The organism is Mameliella sp. MMSF_3455, from assembly GCF_030733205.1.
In the GTDB taxonomy this organism is placed as follows: domain Bacteria; phylum Pseudomonadota; class Alphaproteobacteria; order Rhodobacterales; family Rhodobacteraceae; genus Antarctobacter.
Map to the genome: position 1 here is coordinate 42,167 of NZ_JASHJL010000021.1, position 20,991 is coordinate 63,157.

The window sequence follows — 20,991 nt, forward strand, 5'->3', positions numbered from 1 at the left end:
GGAGGTATTTTCGGCCCAAAGAAACAGGGGGCGGCGCTCACCCCCCCTTGACGCCGGCGACGTTGACGTAGAGCGCGTAGACCGATTGCGAGGCGGCCATGAACAGGCGGCTGTTGGCCCGCCCGCCGAAACAGACATTGGCGCAGCGTTCCGGCAGCGCGATGCGCCCGATGGGGCGCCCGTCCGGGGCAAAGACCATGACGCCGTCGAGGCCCGGATCGCCCATGCCCCAGCCGCACCACAGGTTGCCGTCCACGTCGCAGCGCATCCCGTCCGGGGTGCCCGGCCCGGCGTCGATCTGGACGCGGCGGTTGGACAGGCTCTGCCCATCCGCGGCCACATCATAGGCCAGGATCTTGCGGTTGGGCGTGCCGCGCGATTCGACGATGTAGAGGATGCCCTCATCCGGTGAAAAGCACAGACCGTTGGGGCCGAGGATGCCGTCGGCAACGACCGATGCCTGCCCCGTCTCCGGGTCCAGCCGGTAGACCGCCTCGGGCAGTTCCGGATCGGACCTGTAGCCCTCGTAGTTCCCCAGGATGCCGAACACCGGGTCGGAGAACCAGATCGAGCCGTCCGATTTCACGATGATGTCGTTGGGCGAGTTCAGGCGCTTGCCCTCGAAGCTGTCCATCAGGACCGTGATCGAGCCGTCGTATTCGGTTCGGGTGATGCGCCGCTGCCCATGTTCGCAGGAGATCAGCCGCCCCTGCCGGTCGCGCGTGTGGCCGTTGGCGAAATTCGACGGCGCGCGGTACTCGCTGACTGTGCCGGTTTCCTCGGTCCAGCGCATGATGCGGTTGTTGGGGATGTCGCTCCACAGGAGGTGGCGGGCATCGCCGAACCAGACCGGACCTTCGGCCCAGCGCAGGCCCGTGGCCAGCCGTTCGACCCCGGCCAGCGGCAGACGGTACTTGTCGAAAGCCGGATCGAGCGATTGCACCGCCGGGTCGGGATAGCGCGTGGTCGGCGCCCAGCCGTTCGGGAATAGATCCTTGTCGCTCACCTGTCGTCTCCTCCTGCTGACTTCGCGACGAACCTCGGGCGTGGCAGCCGGATTGTAAAGCCTCACCGGCGCTTCAGCGCGATCCCCTGCCCGGCCTCGGGCGGGTTGCCAAGCGGCTGGTGCACCGCCAGCACCTGCGCCAGCCTTTCGGCGACCTGCGGCTGCCAGGCTTCGGCGCGGCGGCTGTTCAGGTTGAACCCCAGCATCTTGGTCTCGTTCGTGGCGCTTGGGGTGCCATCGGCGTCCAGAACCCGGTGGAACAGGACGAACCGCTTGGCATCCACGTCCAGCAGCTGGGTCTCGATGGAAAAGGCCGCGCCCTCTGCCAGTTCACCGGTATAGGTGACGTGGTTTTCGACGATGGCGTATTCGTGGCCGGCGCGGGCCTCGATCGTCTGGACCGGCGCATTGATCCAGTTCCAGAAGGCCCAGTTCGCCTGGTCGCAGATGGTCAGGTAGTGGGCCATGTTCAGGTGGTGGTATTCGTCCACCCAGTCGGGTTTGACCGTATTGCGGACAAGGGTCAGCGGAGCGGCGATTTCCCCGGTCCAGTCGTGCAGGAAGGTTTCCGTGACCAGCATCAGCGGCCCTTCCAGACCGGATCGCGCTTTTCCGAGACCGAGGCGATGCCCTCGACGGCGTCTTCGCTGTCGTAGACGCGCCCGTAGGCGCCAAGGTCGCCGGCGCGCATGCGGTCAAAGGCTGCGCGTTCACCCAATCCGTCCGTGGCGCGGTCGATCTCCTTGATGGCCTGCAGGGAAAGCGGCGCCGAAGCGGCGACACGGTCTGCCAGTTCCAGTGCCGTCTCAAGCAGGGTTTCGGCGGGGACCACGCTGTTGACGACGCCCCAGCGGTGCAGATCCTCTGCCGCGGCGCGGCGGCCCGTCATCAGCATTTCCATCGCCACCGCGCGCGGCAGGCGGCGCGGCAGGCGGATCACGCCACCGCTGTCGGGCACGACGCCGATGGTCGCCTCTGGCAAGGCAAACTCGGCGTGGTCGGCGGCGACGATCATGTCCGCCGCCAGCGCCAGTTCGAACCCGCCCCCCAGCGCCAGCCCGTTGACGGCGGCGATGACCGGCTTGGTCAGGTCCCAGTATTCGGTCAGTCCGGCGAAGCCGCCGACCCCTTGCCAGGCATCCGCCGCCTCGCCTTCGGCGGCGGCCTTGAGATCCCAGCCGGCGGAAAAGAAGCGCGACCCGCCGCCGGTGACGATGCCCACGGAGAGGCCGTCGTCGTCTTGCAGGGTGCGAAAGGCCTCGCCCAGCGCGATGCTGGTGGCGGCGTCGATCGCGTTGGCCTTGGGCCGGTCCAGGGTCACCAGCAGCACGCGCCCGCGCCGCTCTGTCGTCACATCGCTCATGTTTCCACCAGTCGCGCCAGATAGGCGCCGTAGCCGGATTTTCCGAACATGCGCGCGCGCTCCATCAGCGCATCTGCATCTATCCAGCCCTGTTGATAGGCGATCTCTTCGGGGCAACCAACCTGCTGGCCCTGCCGTTCCGACAGCGTCCGGACAAAATTGCCGGCATCCAGCAGCGAGCCATGCGTGCCGGTGTCGAGCCAGGCATAGCCGCGCCCCATCTGCTGCACGTTGAGCAGTCCGTCACGCAGGTAGGTCTCCAGCAGCGAGGTGATTTCCAGCTCGCCGCGGGCCGAGGGCGTGACGGCGCGCGCCCGTTCCGGCGCGCTGCCATCCAGAAAATAGAGCCCCGTGACAGCATATGGCGATGGTGCCCTTGTCGGTTTCTCGATAATCGACCTCACCGTGCCATCGGGACCGAAATCCACCACGCCGTAGCGTTCCGGGTCCGCGACCCGGTAGCCGAACACCGTGCCGCCCGTCTGCTGGGCGTCGGCGGTGCGCAGGTGTTCCGGCAACCCGTGACCGAAAAAGATGTTGTCGCCCAGAACCATTGCCGACGGCGCACCGTTCAGAAAGGTTTCGGCCAGCAGATAGGCCTGTGCCAGTCCGTCCGGAGAGGGCTGCACGACGTAGTCGAGCGAAAGCCCCCACTGGCTGCCATCGCCCAGCGTGCGGCGGAACTGCTCCTGGTCCTGCGGCGTGGTGATGATGCAGATCTCTCGGATGCCGGTCAGCATCAGCACCGACAGCGGGTAGAAGATCATCGGCTTGTCGTAGATCGGCACCAGCTGTTTGGAGATGCCCATCGTGATCGGGTACAGCCGCGTGCCCGATCCGCCCGCCAGAATGATGCCCTTGCGCCTGGCCATGCGACCCCCTGAAATCCCTGCGTTCCATCCCTAGTGCCCCGCTACTCTGTCAAGAGTTTGGCAAAAGGGGAAACAATCAGTGTCCTGACAATCCGCTTGCGCCTTACAGTTGCCGCCTCCTTTGGGTAAACAGGCAACGGATTTCGACCGATGGGGGCCAAATGCTCGACGTTCAAGCCACCGCCTTGCCTGGTGTGCTCATCCTGACCCCGCGCCGGTTTGGCGATGCGCGCGGTTTTTTCAGCGAAAGCTGGAACCGCAAGCGCATGGCCGAACACGGCATCGAGATCGACTTCGTGCAGGACAATCATTCTCTTTCGGCCGAGCCGGGGACACTGCGCGGGCTGCATTTCCAGGGCCCGCCCCATGCCCAAGCCAAGCTGGTGCGCTGCGGGCGCGGGCGGCTCTTCGACGTGGCGGTGGACATCCGGGTGGGGTCTCCGACCTACGGCAACTGGATCGGGGTCGAACTGAGCGCGGAAAACGGCAAGCAAATGCTTGTGCCCAAGGGGTTTCTGCACGGCTTCGTCACGCGCGATCCCGACACGGAGGTGCTCTACAAATGCTCGGACTACTATGCACCCGACAGCGAAGGGACGGTACGTTTCGATGACCCGGCCATCGGCATCGACTGGGGGTTGGAAGGGCCACCGATCCTGAGCGAGAAGGACGCCAAGGCGCCACTGTTGGCGGAAATCTCCAGCCCCTTCGCCTGGGAGGAAGGGGCATGAAACTGCTGATCACCGGCGGCGCAGGTTTCATCGGCTCGGCAGTGGTGCGTCGCGCGATCACCGACGGACACCAGGTGGTGAACCTCGATGCGCTGACCTACGCGGCCTGTCTCGACAACGTCGCCTCGGTCGCGGACGACCCCGGCTATGTTTTCGAACATGCCGACATCCGTGACCGCACCGCGCTGGACCGGATTTTCGCGCAGCATCGCCCGGACGCGGTGATGCACCTGGCCGCGGAAAGCCATGTCGACCGCTCCATCGACGGGCCGGGCACCTTCATCGACACCAATGTCATGGGCACCTTTCACCTGCTGGAGGCCGCCCGCGCCTACTGGACCCGCGAGGGCCGGCCCGAGGGGTTCCGGTTCCACCATGTTTCCACCGACGAGGTTTTTGGCTCTCTCGGCGCGGAAGGACAATTTACCGAGACCAGCCCCTATGATCCCCGTTCGCCCTATTCGGCGTCCAAGGCCGGGTCCGACCACCTGGTGCGCGCCTGGCACGAGACCTACGGCCTGCCCGTCGTTCTGACGAACTGTTCCAACAACTACGGCCCCTTTCATTTCCCCGAAAAGCTGATCCCGCTGGTGATCCTGAACGCGCTGGCGGGCAAAGCTCTGCCGATCTACGGGGACGGATCGAACGTGCGCGACTGGCTTTTCGTCGAAGACCACGCCGAGGCGCTGCTCTTGGTGGTGCAGAAGGGGGCGGTGGGCCGCAGCTACAACATCGGCGGCGAGAACGAGCGCACGAACCTCGACCTGGTGCAGACGCTCTGTAGGATCCTTGACCGCAAGCGCCCGCGCGACAACGGGTCCTATGCCGACCTCATCACCTTCGTCACCGACCGGCCCGGACATGATGCCCGCTATGCCGTCGACCCGGCGCGCATCCGCGAGGAACTGGGCTGGCGCCCCTCGGTGACGGTGGACGAAGGGTTGGAAAGGACCGTCGACTGGTATCTTGCGAACGCGCCCTGGTGGCGTGCCCTGCAGGCCCGGCACGGCGTGGGAGAACGGCTGGGGGTGGGCGCATGATCCTGGTCTTCGGCAGGAGCGGACAGGTCGGGACAGAGTTGCAACGGCTGGGCAATGTCACCGCGCTGGACCAGGATCAGGCCGACCTTTCCGATCCTGACGGCTGCGCCGAGGCGATCCGCGCCCGCCGCCCCCGGACCGTCATCAACGCCGCCGCCTACACGGCGGTCGACCGGGCCGAGGACGAAGAGCCGCTGGCCACCACGATCAATGGCGCGGCCCCCGCCGCGATGGCGCGCGCCTGCGCCGAGATCGGCGCGCCGCTGGTCCATATCTCGACCGATTACGTCTTTGACGGTTCTGGCAGCCTGCCCTGGGCTCCGGGGGATCAGACGGCGCCGATCAACGCCTATGGCCGGTCGAAACTGGCCGGCGAAACCGGCATCCGCGCCGCGGGCGGCCCCCATGCCATCCTGCGGACTTCATGGGTCTTTTCCGCGCATGGCGCCAATTTCGTCAGGACGATGCTGCGGCTGGGGGCGGAACGGGACCGGCTGAGTATCGTCGCCGACCAAGTGGGCGGCCCCACCTCCGCCGCCGCCATCGCGCGGGCCTGCCTGACCGTGAGTGAGGCATTGTGCCAGCAGCCGGAAAAGACGGGCACCTATCACCTGTCCGGCGGGCCCGATGTCAGCTGGGCCGATTTCGCCCGGGCGATCTTTGCCCGGGCGGGACTGACGGCCGAAGTGAAGGATGTTCCCAGCAGCGCATATCCGACACCGGCGGCTCGCCCGCTCAATTCGCGTCTCGACAACACGGCACTTGCGCGCGCCTTCCACCTGAGCCGGCCCGACTGGCAGGCCGACCTGGACGCGGTGCTGCGCGACCTCGGCCACCTCCAGGCCGCGCGCGCCGGTCGTTCAGCACAGGCGATACGCCAGACCTAGCGCTGCACCACCACCTCGGCGCCGCGCAGGGGGGGCTCTTCGTCCACCAGCGTCTCGGGGAAACCCGGCGCCCGCACCGAGAGGCCCGTGCCCGCCTCCAGCCTCTCGATCATCCTGTCGGACTGCGCCCGGGCGCCCATCCTCTGCTGGCCGTCGCGGATCATCGCGATCACCTGCGGCGAGAGTTCCAGCGGTACGCCATGCTCATCTGCCAGCGCCTGGAACAGGCCAACATCCTTCATCACCAGGTCCAGCGCGAAGTCCACGTCACGGCTGCCGGACAGGATCAGCTGGCTTTCGGTCTCGTGGACAAAGGAATTGCCCGAGGAAATGCGGATCGCCTCGTAGGTCGTCGCCATGTCCAGCCCCGCAGCCTGCATCGTTGCCAGGGCCTCGCAGAGCGTCAGCAGGTTGGCGGTGGCCAGGTAATTGGTCATGACCTTGAGTTTCGAGGCGGTGCCGACTTCTCCGGTGTGCAGCACCTGCCGCCCGAGGATCGTCAACAGCGGCAGGACCGCCTCGAAACTGGCGCGCGGGGCGCCGCAAAAGACCGAGATATTGCCCGTCGCCGCCCTGTGGCACCCGCCCGACACCGGCGCCTCGATCGCGACCGCGCCCGTTTCGGCCACCCGGGCCGCCTGGGCCACGATCACCGCCGGGTCGGTGGTCGACATCTCGACCCAGGTCTTGCCCGGCACCATTTCGGGCAGCATCTCGGCCAGCACCGTCTCCGAGGCCGCGGGACTGGGCAGGGAGGTGATGACCACGTCGCAGCGCGCCATGACCTCTGCGGCCGATCCTGTCGCCTCGGCGCCCTCTGCGACCATTCCGGCAAGGCGCGCCGGGTCGAGGTCGAAGACCGTCAGTCCGACGCCGTTGCGCAGCAGGTTGCCTGCCAGCTTGGCGCCCACAGCGCCCAGTCCGATGAATCCCGTCTGCATCCGTACCTCCTGTTTTCAGCCAGCCTGCGACGACACCCTGCGCACAGTCCGCGCCGTTTGCGACAGAAAACTTGTGCGCGGCGTCGCCGGCCCCTAGCCTTTCGCCATGACATGGCCCGTCAAAACCCCGTCGCAGCATGCCGCCACCCGACTTGAGACCGGCAGGCAATGCCCGCGCGGCCTCGCCGCGGATCACGGCCGGCGGGGGCGCATGATGCGGGCGGGGTCAGGCTGATGCCCCGGACCTGTGTCGAGACCCCAACCGGCCCTTTCGAGATCAGCGAGACAGACGGCGCCATAACCCGCGCCACCTGGACCCGGAGCGATGCCTGCGACGACACGCCCGTTCTGCGGCGCGCGGCGGACCAGGTCGCCGCCTATTTCGACGGGAGCCTGACCGCCTTCGACCTGCCCCTGCGGGTGGCGGCAAGCCCCTTTCAGCAACAGGTCTGCGCCCAGATCGCCGCGATCCCCTTTGGCGACACCCTGACCTATGGCGATATCGCCCGCACACTTGGCGCGCCGCCGCAGGCGGTAGGGCGCGGCTGTGGCGGCAACCCGATTGCGCTGATTATCCCCTGTCACCGCGTGCTGGGCCGCGACGGTCTGGGCGGATTTTCCGGCGGCACCGGGGTCGAGACGAAGGTATGGCTGCTGCGCCACGAGGGCGCGGGCGGATTGCTGATCTGATGGCGGCAGGCCAATCACCACCGCAGCAATAGACCCGCTGCCTGCCTGTGCGCAGAAACCGTTGTCATCCACAGATGGATCCCGTCTGCCGAACCGGCGCACCTATTAACGCGGCCGGGACAGATCGCCCCCGGCGCGGGAGAGCGCCCACCTAAGCGTAGCGGATCAGTCCCGGCGCGGATCGCGGGGATAGACGCCCAGGATTTCCAGCATGTCGGTGAAGTAGTCCAGCTCTTCGAGCGCACGCTTGACGCCGGGGTCCTCGGGGTGGCCCTCGATGTCGGCGTAGAACTGGGTCGCCGTGAAAGAGCCATTGACCATGTAGCTTTCCAGCTTGGTCATGTTGACGCCGTTTGTCGCGAAACCGCCCATCGCCTTGTAGAGCGCGGCGGGGATGTTGCGCACCTGGAAAATGAAGGTGGTCATCATGCCGTGGCTGCCCCGGCGCGAGATGTCGGGCTCGGGCGCCATCAACAGGAACCGCGTGGTATTGTGAGCGTGGTCCTCGATGTGGCGGGCCAGGATATGCAACCCGTAGATCTCGGCCGCGAGGTCCGAGGCCAGCACGCCCTCGTCGCGCAGTTCCGCCTTGGCCAGTTCGGCCGCCGCGCCGGCGCTGTCCGCCGCGGCGATTCCCCGGATTCCGTATTTCGACAGAAAGCTCTGCGCCTGCGGCAAGAGCACCAGGTGCGCGCGGACCCGTTCCAGCTCCTCGATCTGCACGCCGGGCAGCGCCATGAGGCTGATGTGCACGCGGACGAATGCTTCATCAACGATGCGCAGACCCGATTCCGGCAACAGCCGGTGGATGTCCGCGACGCGCCCGTAGGTCGAGTTCTCGACCGGCAGCATGGCCAGGTCCGCCCGACCTTCGCGCACCGCGGAAATCACGTCCTCGAAATTCCGGCAGGGCAGCACCTCGGCGCCCGGACGGGCCTCGGTGCAGGCCTGGTGGGAATAGGCGCCAAGCTCTCCCTGGAAGGCGATCCGCTGTGTCATCTGAGGCCCTCGTCGCAAATCCCGCTGCACGCGGGCGATTGGTCGCGCCTTCTACCGCTTGCCCAAGGGGATGGAAAGCAATAGATACGCGCCCGACAGAGATCCAAGCAGACAGGGCTTCCCATGTTCGATACCATGACCTTTACCAAGATCGTCGGCGGCCTGTGCGGCGCCTTGCTGATCTTCCTGATGGGCAAATGGGCTGCGGAGAGCCTGTATCACACCGGTGGCGGTCACCACGGCGAAGAACATGCCGCAGGTTTCGCGATCCAGGTGGAAGAAGCCGAGCCCGTCGAAGAGGAAGAGGTTGATTTCGCCGCGCTGATGGCCTCGGCGGACGCCGGCAAGGGCGAGCGCGTCTGGGGCAAGTGCCGCGCCTGCCACAAGCTGGACGGGTCGGATGCCGTCGGCCCGCACCTCGACGGTGTGGTCGGCCGTGATGTCGGCGCAGCGGCCGGTTTCGGCTACTCGGGCGCCCTGAGCGAGGCGGCCGACGTCTGGACCCCGGAAAACCTCTTTGCCTTCCTCGAAGACCCCCGCGGTTACGCGCCCGGCACCTCGATGGGTTTTGCAGGCCTGCCCAAGGCCGAGGACCGCGTCAACCTGATCGCCTACCTGCAAACGACCGGCGGCTGATCTGACCGCACCGCGAGCATTCAAAGGGCCGTCCCGACCGGGCGGCCTTTTTTCATGCGCATTTGCCGCGCAGCCCCCCGCCGACACCGGGGTGGACCACCCCAGAGGCGTTGACGTTTCCGTAATCTCGTCTTGAATGTGGTCGCGCGGAAAACTTAGCTTAGAATTAGCAAGGAAAAGCGCTCGATTACCGGGCCGAACCGCCGGTTGACAGGGAGATGACCATGACGATCCAGGCCAAACGACCACACCGCCGCAGCACGGCCCGGGCCCGCGCCTTGCCGGACCTTCGGTTCGTCGCCACCGGGGCGCTTGCCATCGGGGTGGCCTTGCTGGGTGTGGCCGCGCTGGCGCAGGATGGCGATGAAAAGATCACCACCGCGCATGGCTATTCCTACTTCGGCAATCTCGACTACCCGGCGGACTACACCCATTTCGATTTCGTCAACCCCGACGCGCCCAAGGGCGGCGAACTGGTGATCGGCGCCACCGGCACCTTCGACAGCCTCAACCCCTATTCGCGCAAGGGCCGCCCCGGCACCCTGACCACGGTGATGTACGACCAGCTGATCGAATCCGTCGAGGATTCCGTTGGCCAGTATTACTGCATCCTCTGCGAGAGCATCGAATACCCGGAAAGCCGCGACTGGGTCATCTTTCACATGCGCGAGGACGCCAAGTTCTGGGACGGCACCCCTGTCACCGCCGAGGACGTGGTCTACTCGCACAAGCTGTTCATCACCCAGGGCCTGCCATCCTACGCGCAGGCGGTCGGCCGCATGGTCACCAGTGCCGAGGCGCTGGACGATTACACCGTGAAATTCACCTTCAACCCCGAGCTGACCAAGCGGTCGCGGATCGAGACCGTGGGCTCGACCCCGGTATTTTCCAAGGCCTGGTTCGAGGCCGACCCGGAAAACCGCCGCCTCGACGAACCGCGACTGGAGGTGGCGCTGGGGTCCGGCCCCTACAAGCTGGCAACCTACGAGGTGAACCGCCACATCGTGTATGAGCGCGATCCGGATTACTGGGGCAAGGATCTGCCCTACAACACCGGCCGCTACAACTATGACAGCATCCGGGTCGAGTATTTCGCCGACCAGACCGCCTCTTTCGAGGCGTTCAAGGCCGGAACCTATACGTTCAAGGTGGAAGGCGACCCCAAGCAATGGGCGACGGCCTACAATTTCCCCAAGGTCGAGGAAGGCGTCGTCAAGCTGGAGGAAATCCCGGACGGCAGCCCGCCGAACCCGACCGGCTTTGTGTTCAACCTGGCCAAGCCGCAGCTGCAGGACAAGCGCGTGCGCGAGGCCATCGCCCTGGCCTATAACTTTGAATGGTCGAACGAGTCGCTGCTCTACGGGCTTTACTCGCCGCGCAGCTCTTTCGTCGAAGGCACTCCGGTCGAGGCCAAGGACGTGCCCGAAGGCGCCGAACTGGAGTTCCTCAAGAGCCTGGGCGACATCGTACCCGCTGACCTTCTGGAAGAGCCGGTGCGCATCATGCATGAATCCGACCCGGCCCGCCTGCCCGACCGGCGCAACCTGCGCGCGGCATCGCGGCTCTTGTCCGAGGCAGGCTGGGAAGTGGGCGACGACGGCATCCGGCGCAACGCGGATGGCGAGACGCTGCAGGTCAACATGCTGATCCCGACCAATATCGAACCCTCGGTCGAGGCGATGCACGAATCCTTTGTCCGCAACCTGGTCCAGATCGGCGTGGATGCCAGCTTTGAGCGGATCGACCCCTCGCAGTACACGCTGCGCCGCCGGGAACGGGACTACGACCTGCTCTATTCCACCCGCTATGGCGCCTTCCTGTCCACCGGTGGCGGGTTGACGCAGATGTACGGGTCGCGAGAGGCCGAATTCAGCCTCTTCAACCCCGCGGGACTTGCCAGCCCGCTGGTCGACGCGATCATCGAGGCCAGTTTCGAGGCCGAGAGCCAGGCCGATACCGACGTGGCGCTGATGGCGCTAGACCGGGCGCTGCGCTACGAGTTCTTCGTGATCCCGACCGGCTATATCGCCGACCACTGGGTTGCCTACTACGACATGTACGAACGCCCCGAACAGATCCCGCCCTACGGGCTGGGTTACCTGAGCTTCTGGTGGGTCAACCCCGAGAAGGAAGCGGCGCTCAAGGCGGAAGGTCAGCTGGACTGACATGGGAGCCTACATTCTCCGACGCATATTGCTAATCATCCCCACGCTGCTGGGGATCATGATCATCAACTTCGTGCTGGTCCAATTCGTGCCCGGCGGCCCGATCGAGCAGATCATTGCCCAGATCGAGGGCCAGGGCGACGTGTTCGGCGGCTTTGCCGGCGGCTCGGAATCGCCCGATGCCGGCAGCATGACCCCGGGTGACGAAACCTATGCCGGCGCGCGGGGCCTGCCACCGGAATACATCGCCGATCTGGAACGGCAATTTGGGTTCGACAAGCCGCCGCTGGAACGCTTTCTGGACATGATGTGGAACTACATCCGCTTCGATTTCGGCGAGAGCTATTTCCGGTCGATCAGCGTGATCGACCTGGTGGTGGAAAAGATGCCGGTCTCGATCTCGCTCGGCCTGTGGTCGACGCTGCTCGCCTACCTGATCTCGATCCCGCTGGGCATCCGCAAGGCCGTCCGGGACGGGACCAGTTTCGACACCTGGACATCCAGCATCATCATCGTCGCCTATGCGATCCCCGGTTTCCTCTTCGCGATCCTGCTGCTGGTGCTCTTTGCCGGGGGGTCCTACTGGCAGATCTTCCCGATCCGCGGGCTGGTCTCCGACAACTGGGAAGACCTGAACATCTTCATGAAGGTCGCAGACTACTTCTGGCACATCGCCCTGCCGATCACCGCCTCGACCATCTCGGCCTTTGCGACGCTGACCCTGCTGACCAAGAACAGCTTTCTGGACGAGATCAAGAAACACTATGTCATGACCGCCCGGGCCAAGGGCCTGTCCGAGGACCGCGTGCTGTATGGCCATGTCTTCCGCAACGCCATGCTGATCGTCATCGCCGGCCTGCCGGGCGTCTTCATCGGCGTCTTCTTTGGCGGGTCGATCATCATCGAGACGATCTTTTCGCTCGACGGCCTCGGCCGGCTCGGCTTCGAGGCGGCGGTGGCGCGCGACTACCCGGTGATCTTCGGCACGCTCTTCATCACCTCGATGATCGGGCTTGTCGTCGGGCTGATCTCGGACCTGATGTACGTGGTCGTCGACCCGCGCATCGACTTTGAAAAACGGGAGGGCTGAGGCATGGTCGCGAACCCGCAGCCCGATCAGAACCCCGACAGCCCCCCGGCGGTGACGATGCCGCCGGAGCCGAAAAAGGGACTGTTTTCGCTGTCGCCACTGAACCAGCGACGCTGGAACAATTTCAAGCGCAACCGCCGCGCCTTCTGGTCGCTCTGGATCTTCGTGATCCTTTTTGGCCTGTCGCTCTTTGCCGAGTTCATCGCCAACGACAAGCCGATCATGGTGCGCTATCGCGGTGAGACCTTCACCCCGATCTTCAACTTCTACCCCGAAACCCAGTTCGGCGGCGATTTCCGGACAGAGGCCGCCTATCGCGACCCCGAGGTCCGCTGCCTGATCATCACCGGCGGGCTGGACGCCTGTTTCGACGATCCCGACGGATTGATCGAAGATGCAGAGGCCGGCGTGCTGACGGATGACAATTTCCACAAGGGCACGATCCTCTGGCCGCTGATCCCCTACAGCTATGACACGCCCGTGGACCGGCGTGGCGCGGCCCCCCTGCCGCCCAACGAACAGAACTGGCTGGGCACCGACAAGGGCAAGCGCGACCTGCTGGCGCGGGTGATCTACGGTTTCCGCCTGTCCATCGTCTTTACCCTGATCGTCACCGCCTGCGCCTCTGTGATCGGCATCGTGGCCGGGGCATTGCAGGGCTATTTCGGCGGTTGGCTCGACCTGATCTTTCAGCGGGTGATCGAGATATGGGGGGCGACGCCGTCGCTTTACATCATCATCATCCTCTTCGCGATCCTCGGGCGAAGTTTCTGGCTATTGGTCTTTCTCACCATCCTGTTTGGCTGGACGGCGCTGGTAGGCGTGGTGCGGGCCGAATTCCTGCGCGCGCGCAACCTGGAATACGTCCGTGCGGCCAAGGCTTTGGGGGTGTCGAACTGGACCATCATGTTCCGGCACATGCTGCCCAACGCGATGGTGGCAACGCTGACCTTCATGCCCTTCATCGTCACCGGCACGATCTCGACGCTGGCGGGGCTCGACTTCCTCGGCTTCGGCCTGCCCTCTTCGGCGCCGTCCCTGGGGGAAATGACTCTGCAGGCGAAACAGAACCTGCAGGCGCCCTGGCTTGCCTTCACCGCCTTCTCGGTCTTCGCGATCATGCTGTCGCTGCTGGTCTTCATCTTCGAAGGGGTCCGCGACGCATTCGACCCCAGGAAAACCTTCTCATGAGCGCATTGCTACAGGTCAGCGACCTCAAGGTCAGCTTCCGCCAGGACGGCGTCACCATCCCGGCGGTCAAGGGCGTGTCCTTCGACATCCAGAAAGGCGAGACGGTCGCGCTGGTGGGCGAATCCGGCTCGGGCAAGTCGGTCACCGCCTTGTCGACCGTGTCCCTGCTGGGCGAATCCGCGCGCGTCGAAGGCTCGGTCTTCTACAACGGGGCCGAGATGATCGGCGCCGCGGACAAGCGCCTGCGCGACGTGCGCGGCAATGACATCAGCTTCATCTTCCAGGAGCCGATGACATCGCTCAACCCGTTGCACACGCTGGAAAAGCAGATCCGCGAGAGCCTGGAACTGCACCAGGGACTTACCGGTGCCAAGGCCCGCGAACGGATCATCGAACTGTTGACCAAGGTCGGCATCCGCGATCCCGAAAGCCGGCTGGGCTCTTACCCGCACCAGCTGTCGGGCGGGCAGCGGCAGCGGGTCATGATCGCGATGGCGCTGGCCAACGGGCCGGAACTGCTGATCGCGGACGAGCCGACCACCGCGCTCGACGTGACGATCCAGGCGCAGATCCTCGACCTTCTGGCCAATCTCAAGACCGAGGAGGATATGAGCCTGCTGTTCATCACCCATGACCTTGGCATCGTGCGGCGCATCGCCGACCGGGTCTGCGTGATGAAAGACGGCGAGATCGTCGAACAGGGCCTGACCTCCGAGATCTTTGCCGCCCCGAAACATCCCTACACGCAGATGCTGCTGTCGGCGGAAAGCACCGGCAAACCGGATCCCGTGGACGAGGGTGCCGAGGAAATCGCCCGCACCGACAACCTCAAGATCTGGTTCCCGATCCAGCGCGGGCTGATGAAACGCACCGTCGGCTACGTCAAGGCGGTCAACGACGCGACCATCGCCGTGCGTGCGGGTGAAACCGTGGGCATCGTGGGCGAAAGCGGATCGGGCAAGACGACGCTGGCGCTGGCGATCATGCGCCTGATCAAGTCCGAAGGCGGGATCACCTATCGCGGCCAGGACGTGAACGCCTGGTCCACCAAGCGCCTGCGCAAACTGCGCTCGGAAATGCAGATCGTGTTTCAGGATCCCTACGGGTCGCTGAGCCCGCGCATGACCTGCGAACAGATCATCGCCGAGGGGTTGGAGGTGCATGGCGCGCCGGATGGCCGCCCCCACCGCGAACTGGTGGCCGAGGTCATGACCGAGGTCGGCCTGGATCCGATGACCATGCACCGCTACCCGCACGAGTTCTCGGGCGGCCAGCGCCAGCGCATCGCGATTGCCCGTGCGATGGTGCTGCGACCCCGGCTGGTGGTGTTGGACGAGCCGACCTCGGCGCTGGACATGACGGTGCAGGTGCAGATCGTGAACCTGCTGCGCAACCTTCAGCGCAAGTACGACCTGGCTTACCTGTTCATTTCACATGACCTGAAGGTGGTGCGCGCGATGAGCCACAAGGTCATCGTGATGAAACAGGGCGACGTGGTGGAATATGGCCCCGCCGAGGCGATCTTTGACGCGCCGCAGACGGACTATACCCGGGAGTTGCTGGCCGCCGCCTTCGACGCGGCCTGAGCGGCGTCAGATCGCGCTGGAATGGCCTGCCTTCGACAGGTCGTAGGCGTCGAAGGCCCGCGCGACGATGCGGGTCAGCGGCCGTGCCTCCTGCGGAATGAACAAACCGTCGTCGCTGATGATCAGCATGTTCTCGAACCGCGCGTTCGCCTCGCGGAACAGGGTGAACAGCACTTCGCGCGAGATGGCGAAATCGCGCAGGATCTCGGCGGCGTCGATGCGGAAATCGCACATCAATGCCTCGATCAGCCGGGCGCGCAGGCGGTCGTCACCCTTGAAGGTATGGCCGCGCGCGGTGGCGAACCGACCATCCCGCACCGCCGCGATGTATTTCGACGTGCCGGGCGCGTTCTGGGCGTATCCCTGCGGGAACTTCGAGATCGACGACGCCCCCAGCCCGATCAGGACATCCGAGGTATCGTCGGTATAGCCCTGGAAATTCCGTCGCAGGGCGCCGGCGCGCCGCGCCAAGGCCAGCCCGTCTTCGCGGGTGGCGAAATGATCGATGCCGATCTCGGCATAGCCGTCCCAGACGAACAGGCGCCGCGCCGTGTCGAACAGCTCCAGCCGCTCTTGCGGTGTGGGCAGCGCGTCCGAGGGCAGCATCTGCTGCCGCTTGGCCATCCAGGGCACATGCGCATAGCCGTAAAGCGCCACGCGGTCCGGCGCAAAGCTGAGCAGCTTTTGCACGGTTTCGGTGATGCGGGCACGGGTCTGATGCGGCAGGCCGAACAGGATGTCGGCGTTCAGGCTCTCGATCCCGCGCGCACGGATCAATTCGACCGCCGCCCGGGTCACGTCATAGCCCTGTTCCCGGCCGATCGCGCCCTGGATCTGCGGGTCGAAGTCCTGCACCCCGATCGAGGCGCGGTTCATGCCGCCCTCGGTCAGGGCATCCAGCCGCTCCGCATCAATCTCGTTCGGGTCGATCTCGACGGAAAATTCGTAGCCTTCGGCAAAATCGGCGACCCGCCGGGTCGCCGCGATCAGGCGTTTCATGAGGTCCGGGGGCAGCAGGGTTGGCGTGCCGCCGCCCCAGTGCAGCCGCGACAGGCGCACGCCCTGCGGCAAGGCACCGCGCAGCAGGTCCAGTTCCCGTTCCAGCACGGTCACATAGCTTTCGACCGGGCCAAGGGTTGACGTTCCCTGCGTCCGACAGGCGCAGAACCAGCACAACCTGCGGCAAAATGGTACATGCAAATATAGGGATATGTTACCATCTACTGGAACAGAGCGAACCCACTCTTCGAATCGTGCCGGCCCCACGTCGCCGTCGAAATGCGGTGCGGTCGGATACGATGTGTACCGCGGCACTTTGGCGTCAAAGAGTCCAAGCCGCGCGAGTTGAGTTCGGTTCGCCATACGCGTACGGTTAGGGCACGGAAAAGCGCCGGGCTTTGACGCAGATCAACATAAGGCAGGCGATATGCTGAATGAACGAAGCTTGAGTGTCGCGCCCGACTGCAACGATTGCCCGATCCGCCATCGGGCGGTCTGTGCACGATGCGAAAGCGACGAACTCGAGCGCCTTGAGCAGATCAAGTATTACCGCAAGTTCGAGGCTGGCCAGTCGATCATCTGGGCCGGCGACCGCATGGATTTCGTGGGCTCCGTCGTGTCCGGAATCGCAACCCTGAGCCAGGCGATGGAAGATGGCCGTACGCAGATGGTGGGCCTGTTGCTGCCCAGCGATTTCGTCGGCCGCCCCGGACGCAACACCGCCGCCTACGACGTGGTCGCCACGACCGATGTCGTCATGTGCTGTTTCCGCCGGTCCCCCTTCGAAGACCTCATGACACGCACGCCGCATATCGCGCAGCGCCTGCTGGAAATGACCCTGGACGAGCTTGATGCGGCGCGCGAGTGGATGCTGGTCCTGGGCCGCAAGACCGCGCGAGAGAAGATCGCTTCGCTGTTGTCGATCATTGCCCGCCGCGACGCGACCCTGAACAAGCGCGGCGCCGCGGCTGGTCCGATCGTCTTCGACCTGCCCCTGACCCGCGAGGCGATGGCAGATTACCTGGGCCTGACACTGGAAACCGTGAGCCGCCAGATCTCGGCCCTGAAACGGGACGGCGTGATCCAGCTGGAAGGCAAGCGCCATGTCACCGTGCCGGACATGTCCCGCCTGATGGACGAGGCCGGCGACGATGCGGATGGTGGCCTGCTTGTCTGAGGGATTGCCCTTTTGCACCTGCGACGTCTTCACCGAAACCGCCTATGCCGGCAATCCGCTGGCCATCGTCGAGGATGCGGACGGGCTGAGCGACGTCGCGATGCAGACCATCGCGCGTGAGTTCAACCTGTCCGAGACGATCTTTGTCCGGTCCCCAGCCGATCCGGCGCATACCGCCGGCGTGCGGATCTTCTTTCCCACGGCGGAGATCCCCTTTGCAGGGCATCCCACCATCGGCTGTGCCACCCACCTCGCGCTGAAAGGCGCACCCGAGGGCGATTTCGAAACCCGGATCACGCTGGAAGAAGTCGCCGGGCTGGTTCCGGTGCAGGTCTGGCGCCGGGCCGGTCGACTGGGCGCAGAGTTCCGCGCGCCGGTTCTGCCCCACGCGGCCAACACCGGAGAAATGCCCGGTGCCAAGGACATCGCCGAGGCGCTTGGCCTCTCGGCGGACCAGATCGGGTTCGAGGATCATCGCCCTGCCCTGTGGCAGGGTGGACCGGCCTTTGGCTATATCCCGCTGCGCGACCGGGCCGCCCTGACCGCTGCCCGGCCCAATGGTCCGGCTTGGGAGACGCTCTGCGCCGTGACCGGCCTCGACTCGCATTACCTGTATGCGCGCGGGCAAAAAACGGATTTTTCCGCACGCATGTTCGCCCCCGGCGACGGCATCCCCGAGGACCCGGCCACGGGATCGGCCTCGGCCATCCTTGCAGCACAACTGCTGGCCTCTGGCGCCCTGTCGGAGGGCGAAACGCGGTTGGTGCTGGAACAGGGCGTGGACATGGGCCGCCCCAGCCGCATCGGGCTGCGGATCCAGACCACCGGCGGCGCGCTGGAGCGGATCCATGTTCAGGGCTCTGCGGTGCCCGTCAGTTCGGGGCGGCTTGTGCCGCCCGCAGACTGACCACCCATCCGAACAGGGCCGCCCGTGTTCCCGCACGAACGGCCCCGGTCCGCTCACCGCGCCCGCATCAATGGGCCATGAAAACCGACACGCCAGCCTGTTCCAGCATGTTGCGCGTGGCCCCGCCCAGGATCGCCTCGCGAAAGCGCGAGTGGCCGTAGGCGCCCATCACGACCATGTCGGCGCTGATGTCCGACACATGCCGCAGCAGGACATCGGACACGCGCGGCATCGTCTTGGCCAGCACGTCGATCTCTGCCTTGACGCCGTGGCGGGCAAGGAATTCCGACACCATCCCACCCGGGTCCGACCGGTTTGGACCGTGTTTCGGCGGGTCGATCACCACCACATGCACCGTATCAGCCTGTTTCAGCAGGGGCATGGCGGACCGCACCGCGCGCAAGGCCTCGTTGCTTTCGTTCCAGCCCAGAACGATACGCTTGGGCTTGGCCGCCGGCTCGACATCATCGGGCACGACCATGACCGGCACCTGGCCCTCGAACAGCGCGCCTTCGAGGACGGGTTCCAGTTCCACGCCCTTGCCCTCGCCATAGGGCTGCGGCAACACCACGAGGTCGGTGAAGCGTGCCCGCGACGCCACGTGGCGGCCGATATCGGCCAACTGCGCCACGCCGTGATCGACGCTCCACAGCGTGTCGGTCTTTTCCAGCTCGCCGCGCGCGGCGGTTGCCAGCGCCTCGGCCTCGGCGGTGGCCCGTTCCAGGGTTTCCTGCAGGACCATCGCGTTGGCCCCGGCGTAGTAGTACCCCGTCTGGGTGCGATCCACGCCAAGACACAGGGCGCCAAGATGCGCGTCATGGATCTTGGCCACCGTGGCGGCATGGGAAAGCGTCGAGGTCATGAGATCATGGTCGGTGACCACGGTCAGTATGGATTTGAAGGACATTTGCGTCTCCGTCGCTGCGTGGCCCGAGGCTAACCCCGCGCCTTTCGTCGCACCTTGACCCGCGTCAAGGTTAGCGTGGCCATCCATTGATGCAGATCAAGGATGCCTTTCGGCGAACATAGCTAACACGTCCCCAGTCTAAAACCGCCCCTGCGGGCAACGAATCGCGCGGGTCAGACGAAGGGACGAAAAATGTTGAATTATCTCAAGCTCATCGTGCTTGGATTGATTGCGATATTCTCGATGATCGCAATCAACTACGCACGAGATGTGGCTTACCTGATCCATGCGATCATTGTCCTGGCGGTCTCCGCCGGGCTGTTTCTGTGGGTCCTGCGCCACACCGACGAGCCGGCGGCACCGGCTCCGCAAAACGAATACATGGACGATGTCGTCCGCTTCGGCGTCATCGCGACCGCCTTCTGGGGCGTGATCGGTTTCATCGCCGGGACCTTCATCGCCTCTCAGCTGGCCTTTCCCGCGCTGAACTTTGACTGGGCGCAGGGCTACCTCAACTTCGGCCGCCTGCGCCCGCTGCACACCAGCGCGGTGATCTTTGCATTTGGCGGCAACGCGCTGATCGCGACCTCGTTCTACGTCGTTCAGCGCACCAGCGCCGCACGGCTCTGGGGCGGCAACCTGGCCTGGTTCGTGTTCTGGGGCTACCAGCTGGTGATCGTGCTGGCCGCGACCGGCTATGTGCTGGGCTCGACCCACGCCAAGGAATACGCCGAGCCGGAATGGTACGTCGACTGGATGCTGACCATTGTCTGGGTCGCCTACCTGGCGGTTTTCGTCGGCACCATCGTCCGCCGCAAAGAGCCGCACATCTACGTGGCCAACTGGTTCTACCTGTCCTTCATCCTGACCGTCGCGATGCTGCACGTCTTCAACAACCTGGCAATCCCGGTCTCGATCTGGGGGTCGAAGTCGGTGCAGGTCTTCTCGGGCGTGCAAGACGCGATGACGCAGTGGTGGTACGGCCACAACGCAGTGGGTTTCTTCCTGACCGCCGGCTTCCTGGGCATGATGTATTACTTCATCCCCAAACAGGCCGAACGCCCGGTGTTCAGCTACAAGCTGTCGATCATCCACTTCTGGGCGCTGATCTTCATCTATATCTGGGCCGGTCCGCACCACCTGCATTACACCGCGCTGCCTGACTGGGCCTCGACGCTGGGCATGGTGTTCTCGGTCGTGCTTTGGATGCCGTCCTGGGGTGGCATGATCAACGGCCTGATGACCCTGTCCGGTGCATGGGACAAGCTGCGCACCGACCCGGTGATCCGGATGATGGTGATCTCTGTCGGCTTCTACGGCATGTCCACCTTCGAGGGTCCGATGATGTCGATCCGCGCGGTCAACTCGCTGTCGCACTACACCGACTGGACCATCGGTCACGTCCACTCCGGCGCGCTTGGCTGGAACGGCATGATCACCTTCGGCGCGCTCTACTTCCTGGTGCCCAAGCTGTGGAACCGCGAGCGTCTGTATTCGCTCAGCATGGTGTCCTGGCACTTCTGGCTCGCCACTATCGGCATTGTGCTCTACGCGGCATCGATGTGGGTGACCGGCATCATGGAAGGCCTGATGTGGCGTGAAGTGGATGCCAACGGCTTCCTCGTGAACAGCTTTGCCGACACCGTGGGCGCCAAGTTCCCGATGTATGTCGTGCGTGCCTTGGGTGGCGTGCTCTACGTCGCCGGTGGCGTCATCATGTGCTACAACCTGTGGATGACCGTGAAACGCGCACCGGCTGTCGAAGCCCGCGCCGCCACGGCCCATGCCACTCCGGCCGAATAAG

At 65.1% G+C, this 20,991-nt stretch carries 20 protein-coding genes; 12 read left to right on the plus strand and 8 right to left on the minus strand.

Going from position 1 to position 20,991, the window contains the following annotated elements; translation table 11 throughout:
- Window positions 1-37 precede the first annotated feature (37 nt).
- From RBB42_RS15985 to rfbA, 4 genes are all read right to left on the minus strand, one after another.
- Complete coding sequence (locus RBB42_RS15985) at window positions 38-1,006, minus strand: SMP-30/gluconolactonase/LRE family protein (protein ID WP_305968880.1); 969 nt, start codon at window positions 1,004-1,006, stop codon at window positions 38-40.
- A 62-nt stretch (window positions 1,007-1,068) separates the two neighbouring features.
- A complete protein-coding gene (locus RBB42_RS15990; RefSeq protein WP_305968879.1) occupies window positions 1,069-1,587 on the minus strand; it encodes a thioesterase family protein in 519 nt (172 codons plus the stop codon).
- Window positions 1,587-2,369 carry an enoyl-CoA hydratase-related protein gene (locus tag RBB42_RS15995; protein WP_305968878.1) on the minus strand — a complete coding sequence of 261 codons (783 nt, stop codon included), beginning with the start codon at window positions 2,367-2,369 and terminating at the stop codon, window positions 1,587-1,589. The genes RBB42_RS15990 and RBB42_RS15995 overlap by 1 nt, the downstream gene beginning before the upstream one ends.
- Complete coding sequence (gene rfbA / locus RBB42_RS16000) at window positions 2,366-3,241, minus strand: glucose-1-phosphate thymidylyltransferase RfbA (RefSeq protein ID WP_305968877.1); 876 nt, start codon at window positions 3,239-3,241, stop codon at window positions 2,366-2,368. Before rfbA ends, RBB42_RS15995 begins: the two co-directional genes overlap by 4 nt.
- A 161-nt stretch (window positions 3,242-3,402) precedes the next feature.
- Between rfbA and rfbC the strand changes: the two genes are divergently transcribed.
- Genes rfbC through rfbD form a run of 3 tightly spaced genes read left to right on the plus strand, consistent with a single transcriptional unit; the run spans window position 3,403 to window position 5,899 of the window.
- Complete coding sequence (rfbC, locus tag RBB42_RS16005; RefSeq protein ID WP_305968876.1) at window positions 3,403-3,972, plus strand: dTDP-4-dehydrorhamnose 3,5-epimerase; 570 nt, start codon at window positions 3,403-3,405, stop codon at window positions 3,970-3,972.
- Window positions 3,969-5,012 carry a dTDP-glucose 4,6-dehydratase gene (gene rfbB / locus RBB42_RS16010; protein ID WP_305968875.1) on the plus strand — a complete coding sequence of 348 codons (1,044 nt, stop codon included), beginning with the start codon at window positions 3,969-3,971 and terminating at the stop codon, window positions 5,010-5,012. Before rfbC ends, rfbB begins: the two co-directional genes overlap by 4 nt.
- The gene (gene rfbD / locus RBB42_RS16015; protein WP_305968874.1) at window positions 5,009-5,899 is read left to right on the plus strand and encodes a dTDP-4-dehydrorhamnose reductase; all 891 of its coding nucleotides are present in this window, start codon (window positions 5,009-5,011) and stop codon (window positions 5,897-5,899) included. The genes rfbB and rfbD overlap by 4 nt, the downstream gene beginning before the upstream one ends.
- Here the strand turns inward: rfbD and RBB42_RS16020 are convergent.
- Window positions 5,896-6,840, minus strand: a complete 945-nt coding sequence (locus RBB42_RS16020; RefSeq protein ID WP_305968873.1) for an NAD(P)-dependent oxidoreductase — start codon at window positions 6,838-6,840, stop codon at window positions 5,896-5,898. The genes rfbD and RBB42_RS16020 overlap by 4 nt on opposite strands.
- Window positions 6,841-7,074: 234 nt before the next feature.
- Here RBB42_RS16020 and RBB42_RS16025 point away from each other — a divergent pair, with 234 nt between their 5' ends.
- Window positions 7,075-7,530, plus strand: a complete 456-nt coding sequence (locus tag RBB42_RS16025; protein WP_305968872.1) for a methylated-DNA--[protein]-cysteine S-methyltransferase — start codon at window positions 7,075-7,077, stop codon at window positions 7,528-7,530.
- A 165-nt stretch (window positions 7,531-7,695) separates the two neighbouring features.
- Here the strand turns inward: RBB42_RS16025 and RBB42_RS16030 are convergent, their stop codons facing one another.
- Window positions 7,696-8,529 (minus strand): prephenate dehydratase, encoded by an 834-nt coding sequence (locus RBB42_RS16030; protein WP_305968871.1) that lies wholly within the window; start codon window positions 8,527-8,529, stop codon window positions 7,696-7,698.
- A 123-nt stretch (window positions 8,530-8,652) separates the two neighbouring features.
- Between RBB42_RS16030 and RBB42_RS16035 the strand changes: the two genes are divergently transcribed.
- The 5 genes from RBB42_RS16035 to RBB42_RS16055 all read left to right on the plus strand — a co-directional run bounded on the left by RBB42_RS16035 (window position 8,653) and on the right by RBB42_RS16055 (window position 15,197).
- Window positions 8,653-9,165: a c-type cytochrome gene (locus tag RBB42_RS16035; protein WP_305968870.1), complete on the plus strand. Its 513-nt coding sequence runs from the start codon at window positions 8,653-8,655 to the stop codon at window positions 9,163-9,165.
- A 224-nt stretch (window positions 9,166-9,389) separates the two neighbouring features.
- Window positions 9,390-11,330, plus strand: coding sequence for an extracellular solute-binding protein (locus RBB42_RS16040; protein WP_305968869.1), 1,941 nt, complete (start codon window positions 9,390-9,392; stop codon window positions 11,328-11,330).
- Between the two features lies 1 nt (window position 11,331).
- The gene (locus RBB42_RS16045) at window positions 11,332-12,420 is read left to right on the plus strand and encodes a microcin C ABC transporter permease YejB (protein ID WP_305968868.1); all 1,089 of its coding nucleotides are present in this window, start codon (window positions 11,332-11,334) and stop codon (window positions 12,418-12,420) included.
- 57 nt (window positions 12,421-12,477) lie between these two features.
- Window positions 12,478-13,611, plus strand: a complete 1,134-nt coding sequence (locus RBB42_RS16050) for an ABC transporter permease (protein WP_305968922.1) — start codon at window positions 12,478-12,480, stop codon at window positions 13,609-13,611.
- Window positions 13,608-15,197 (plus strand): ABC transporter ATP-binding protein, encoded by a 1,590-nt coding sequence (locus RBB42_RS16055; RefSeq protein WP_305968867.1) that lies wholly within the window; start codon window positions 13,608-13,610, stop codon window positions 15,195-15,197. The genes RBB42_RS16050 and RBB42_RS16055 overlap by 4 nt, the downstream gene beginning before the upstream one ends.
- 6 nt (window positions 15,198-15,203) lie before the next feature.
- On the opposite strand, the gene hemN is transcribed toward RBB42_RS16055, so the two are convergent.
- Entirely contained in the window at window positions 15,204-16,559 is a 1,356-nt protein-coding gene (hemN, locus tag RBB42_RS16060; protein WP_305968866.1) for an oxygen-independent coproporphyrinogen III oxidase, read from the minus strand.
- A 64-nt stretch (window positions 16,560-16,623) separates the two neighbouring features.
- Between hemN and fnrL the strand changes: the two genes are divergently transcribed.
- Together fnrL and RBB42_RS16070 are read left to right on the plus strand one after the other, a co-directional pair.
- A complete protein-coding gene (fnrL, locus tag RBB42_RS16065) occupies window positions 16,624-17,373 on the plus strand; it encodes a transcriptional regulator FnrL (RefSeq protein ID WP_305968865.1) in 750 nt (249 codons plus the stop codon).
- Window positions 17,357-18,280 carry a PhzF family phenazine biosynthesis protein gene (locus RBB42_RS16070; RefSeq protein WP_305968921.1) on the plus strand — a complete coding sequence of 308 codons (924 nt, stop codon included), beginning with the start codon at window positions 17,357-17,359 and terminating at the stop codon, window positions 18,278-18,280. The genes fnrL and RBB42_RS16070 overlap by 17 nt, the downstream gene beginning before the upstream one ends.
- Window positions 18,281-18,347: 67 nt before the next feature.
- Here RBB42_RS16070 and RBB42_RS16075 read toward each other — a convergent pair whose 3' ends face one another.
- On the minus strand, window positions 18,348-19,187 hold the full coding sequence (locus tag RBB42_RS16075) for a universal stress protein (protein ID WP_305968864.1): 840 nt from the start codon (window positions 19,185-19,187) through the stop codon (window positions 18,348-18,350).
- Window positions 19,188-19,379: 192 nt separating this feature from the next.
- Here RBB42_RS16075 and ccoN point away from each other — a divergent pair, with 192 nt between their 5' ends.
- Window positions 19,380-20,990: a cytochrome-c oxidase, cbb3-type subunit I gene (ccoN, locus tag RBB42_RS16080; protein ID WP_305968863.1), complete on the plus strand. Its 1,611-nt coding sequence runs from the start codon at window positions 19,380-19,382 to the stop codon at window positions 20,988-20,990.
- Window position 20,991 lies beyond the last annotated feature (1 nt).

Coding starts and splice junctions, on each gene's coding strand:
- RBB42_RS15990 (WP_305968879.1), bottom strand. CDS start 1,587: ATGCTGGTCACGGAAACCTTCCTGCACGACTGGACCGGGGAAATCGCC.
- RBB42_RS15995 (WP_305968878.1), bottom strand. CDS start 2,369: ATGAGCGATGTGACGACAGAGCGGCGCGGGCGCGTGCTGCTGGTGACC.
- rfbA (WP_305968877.1), bottom strand. CDS start 3,241: ATGGCCAGGCGCAAGGGCATCATTCTGGCGGGCGGATCGGGCACGCGG.
- rfbC (WP_305968876.1), top strand. CDS start 3,403: ATGCTCGACGTTCAAGCCACCGCCTTGCCTGGTGTGCTCATCCTGACC.
- rfbB (WP_305968875.1), top strand. CDS start 3,969: ATGAAACTGCTGATCACCGGCGGCGCAGGTTTCATCGGCTCGGCAGTG.
- rfbD (WP_305968874.1), top strand. CDS start 5,009: ATGATCCTGGTCTTCGGCAGGAGCGGACAGGTCGGGACAGAGTTGCAA.
- RBB42_RS16020 (WP_305968873.1), bottom strand. CDS start 6,840: ATGCAGACGGGATTCATCGGACTGGGCGCTGTGGGCGCCAAGCTGGCA.
- RBB42_RS16025 (WP_305968872.1), top strand. CDS start 7,075: ATGCCCCGGACCTGTGTCGAGACCCCAACCGGCCCTTTCGAGATCAGC.
- RBB42_RS16030 (WP_305968871.1), bottom strand. CDS start 8,529: ATGACACAGCGGATCGCCTTCCAGGGAGAGCTTGGCGCCTATTCCCAC.
- RBB42_RS16035 (WP_305968870.1), top strand. CDS start 8,653: ATGTTCGATACCATGACCTTTACCAAGATCGTCGGCGGCCTGTGCGGC.
- RBB42_RS16040 (WP_305968869.1), top strand. CDS start 9,390: ATGACGATCCAGGCCAAACGACCACACCGCCGCAGCACGGCCCGGGCC.
- RBB42_RS16045 (WP_305968868.1), top strand. CDS start 11,332: ATGGGAGCCTACATTCTCCGACGCATATTGCTAATCATCCCCACGCTG.
- RBB42_RS16050 (WP_305968922.1), top strand. CDS start 12,478: ATGCCGCCGGAGCCGAAAAAGGGACTGTTTTCGCTGTCGCCACTGAAC.
- RBB42_RS16055 (WP_305968867.1), top strand. CDS start 13,608: ATGAGCGCATTGCTACAGGTCAGCGACCTCAAGGTCAGCTTCCGCCAG.
- hemN (WP_305968866.1), bottom strand. CDS start 16,559: ATGGCGAACCGAACTCAACTCGCGCGGCTTGGACTCTTTGACGCCAAA.
- fnrL (WP_305968865.1), top strand. CDS start 16,624: ATGCTGAATGAACGAAGCTTGAGTGTCGCGCCCGACTGCAACGATTGC.
- RBB42_RS16075 (WP_305968864.1), bottom strand. CDS start 19,187: ATGTCCTTCAAATCCATACTGACCGTGGTCACCGACCATGATCTCATG.
- ccoN (WP_305968863.1), top strand. CDS start 19,380: ATGTTGAATTATCTCAAGCTCATCGTGCTTGGATTGATTGCGATATTC.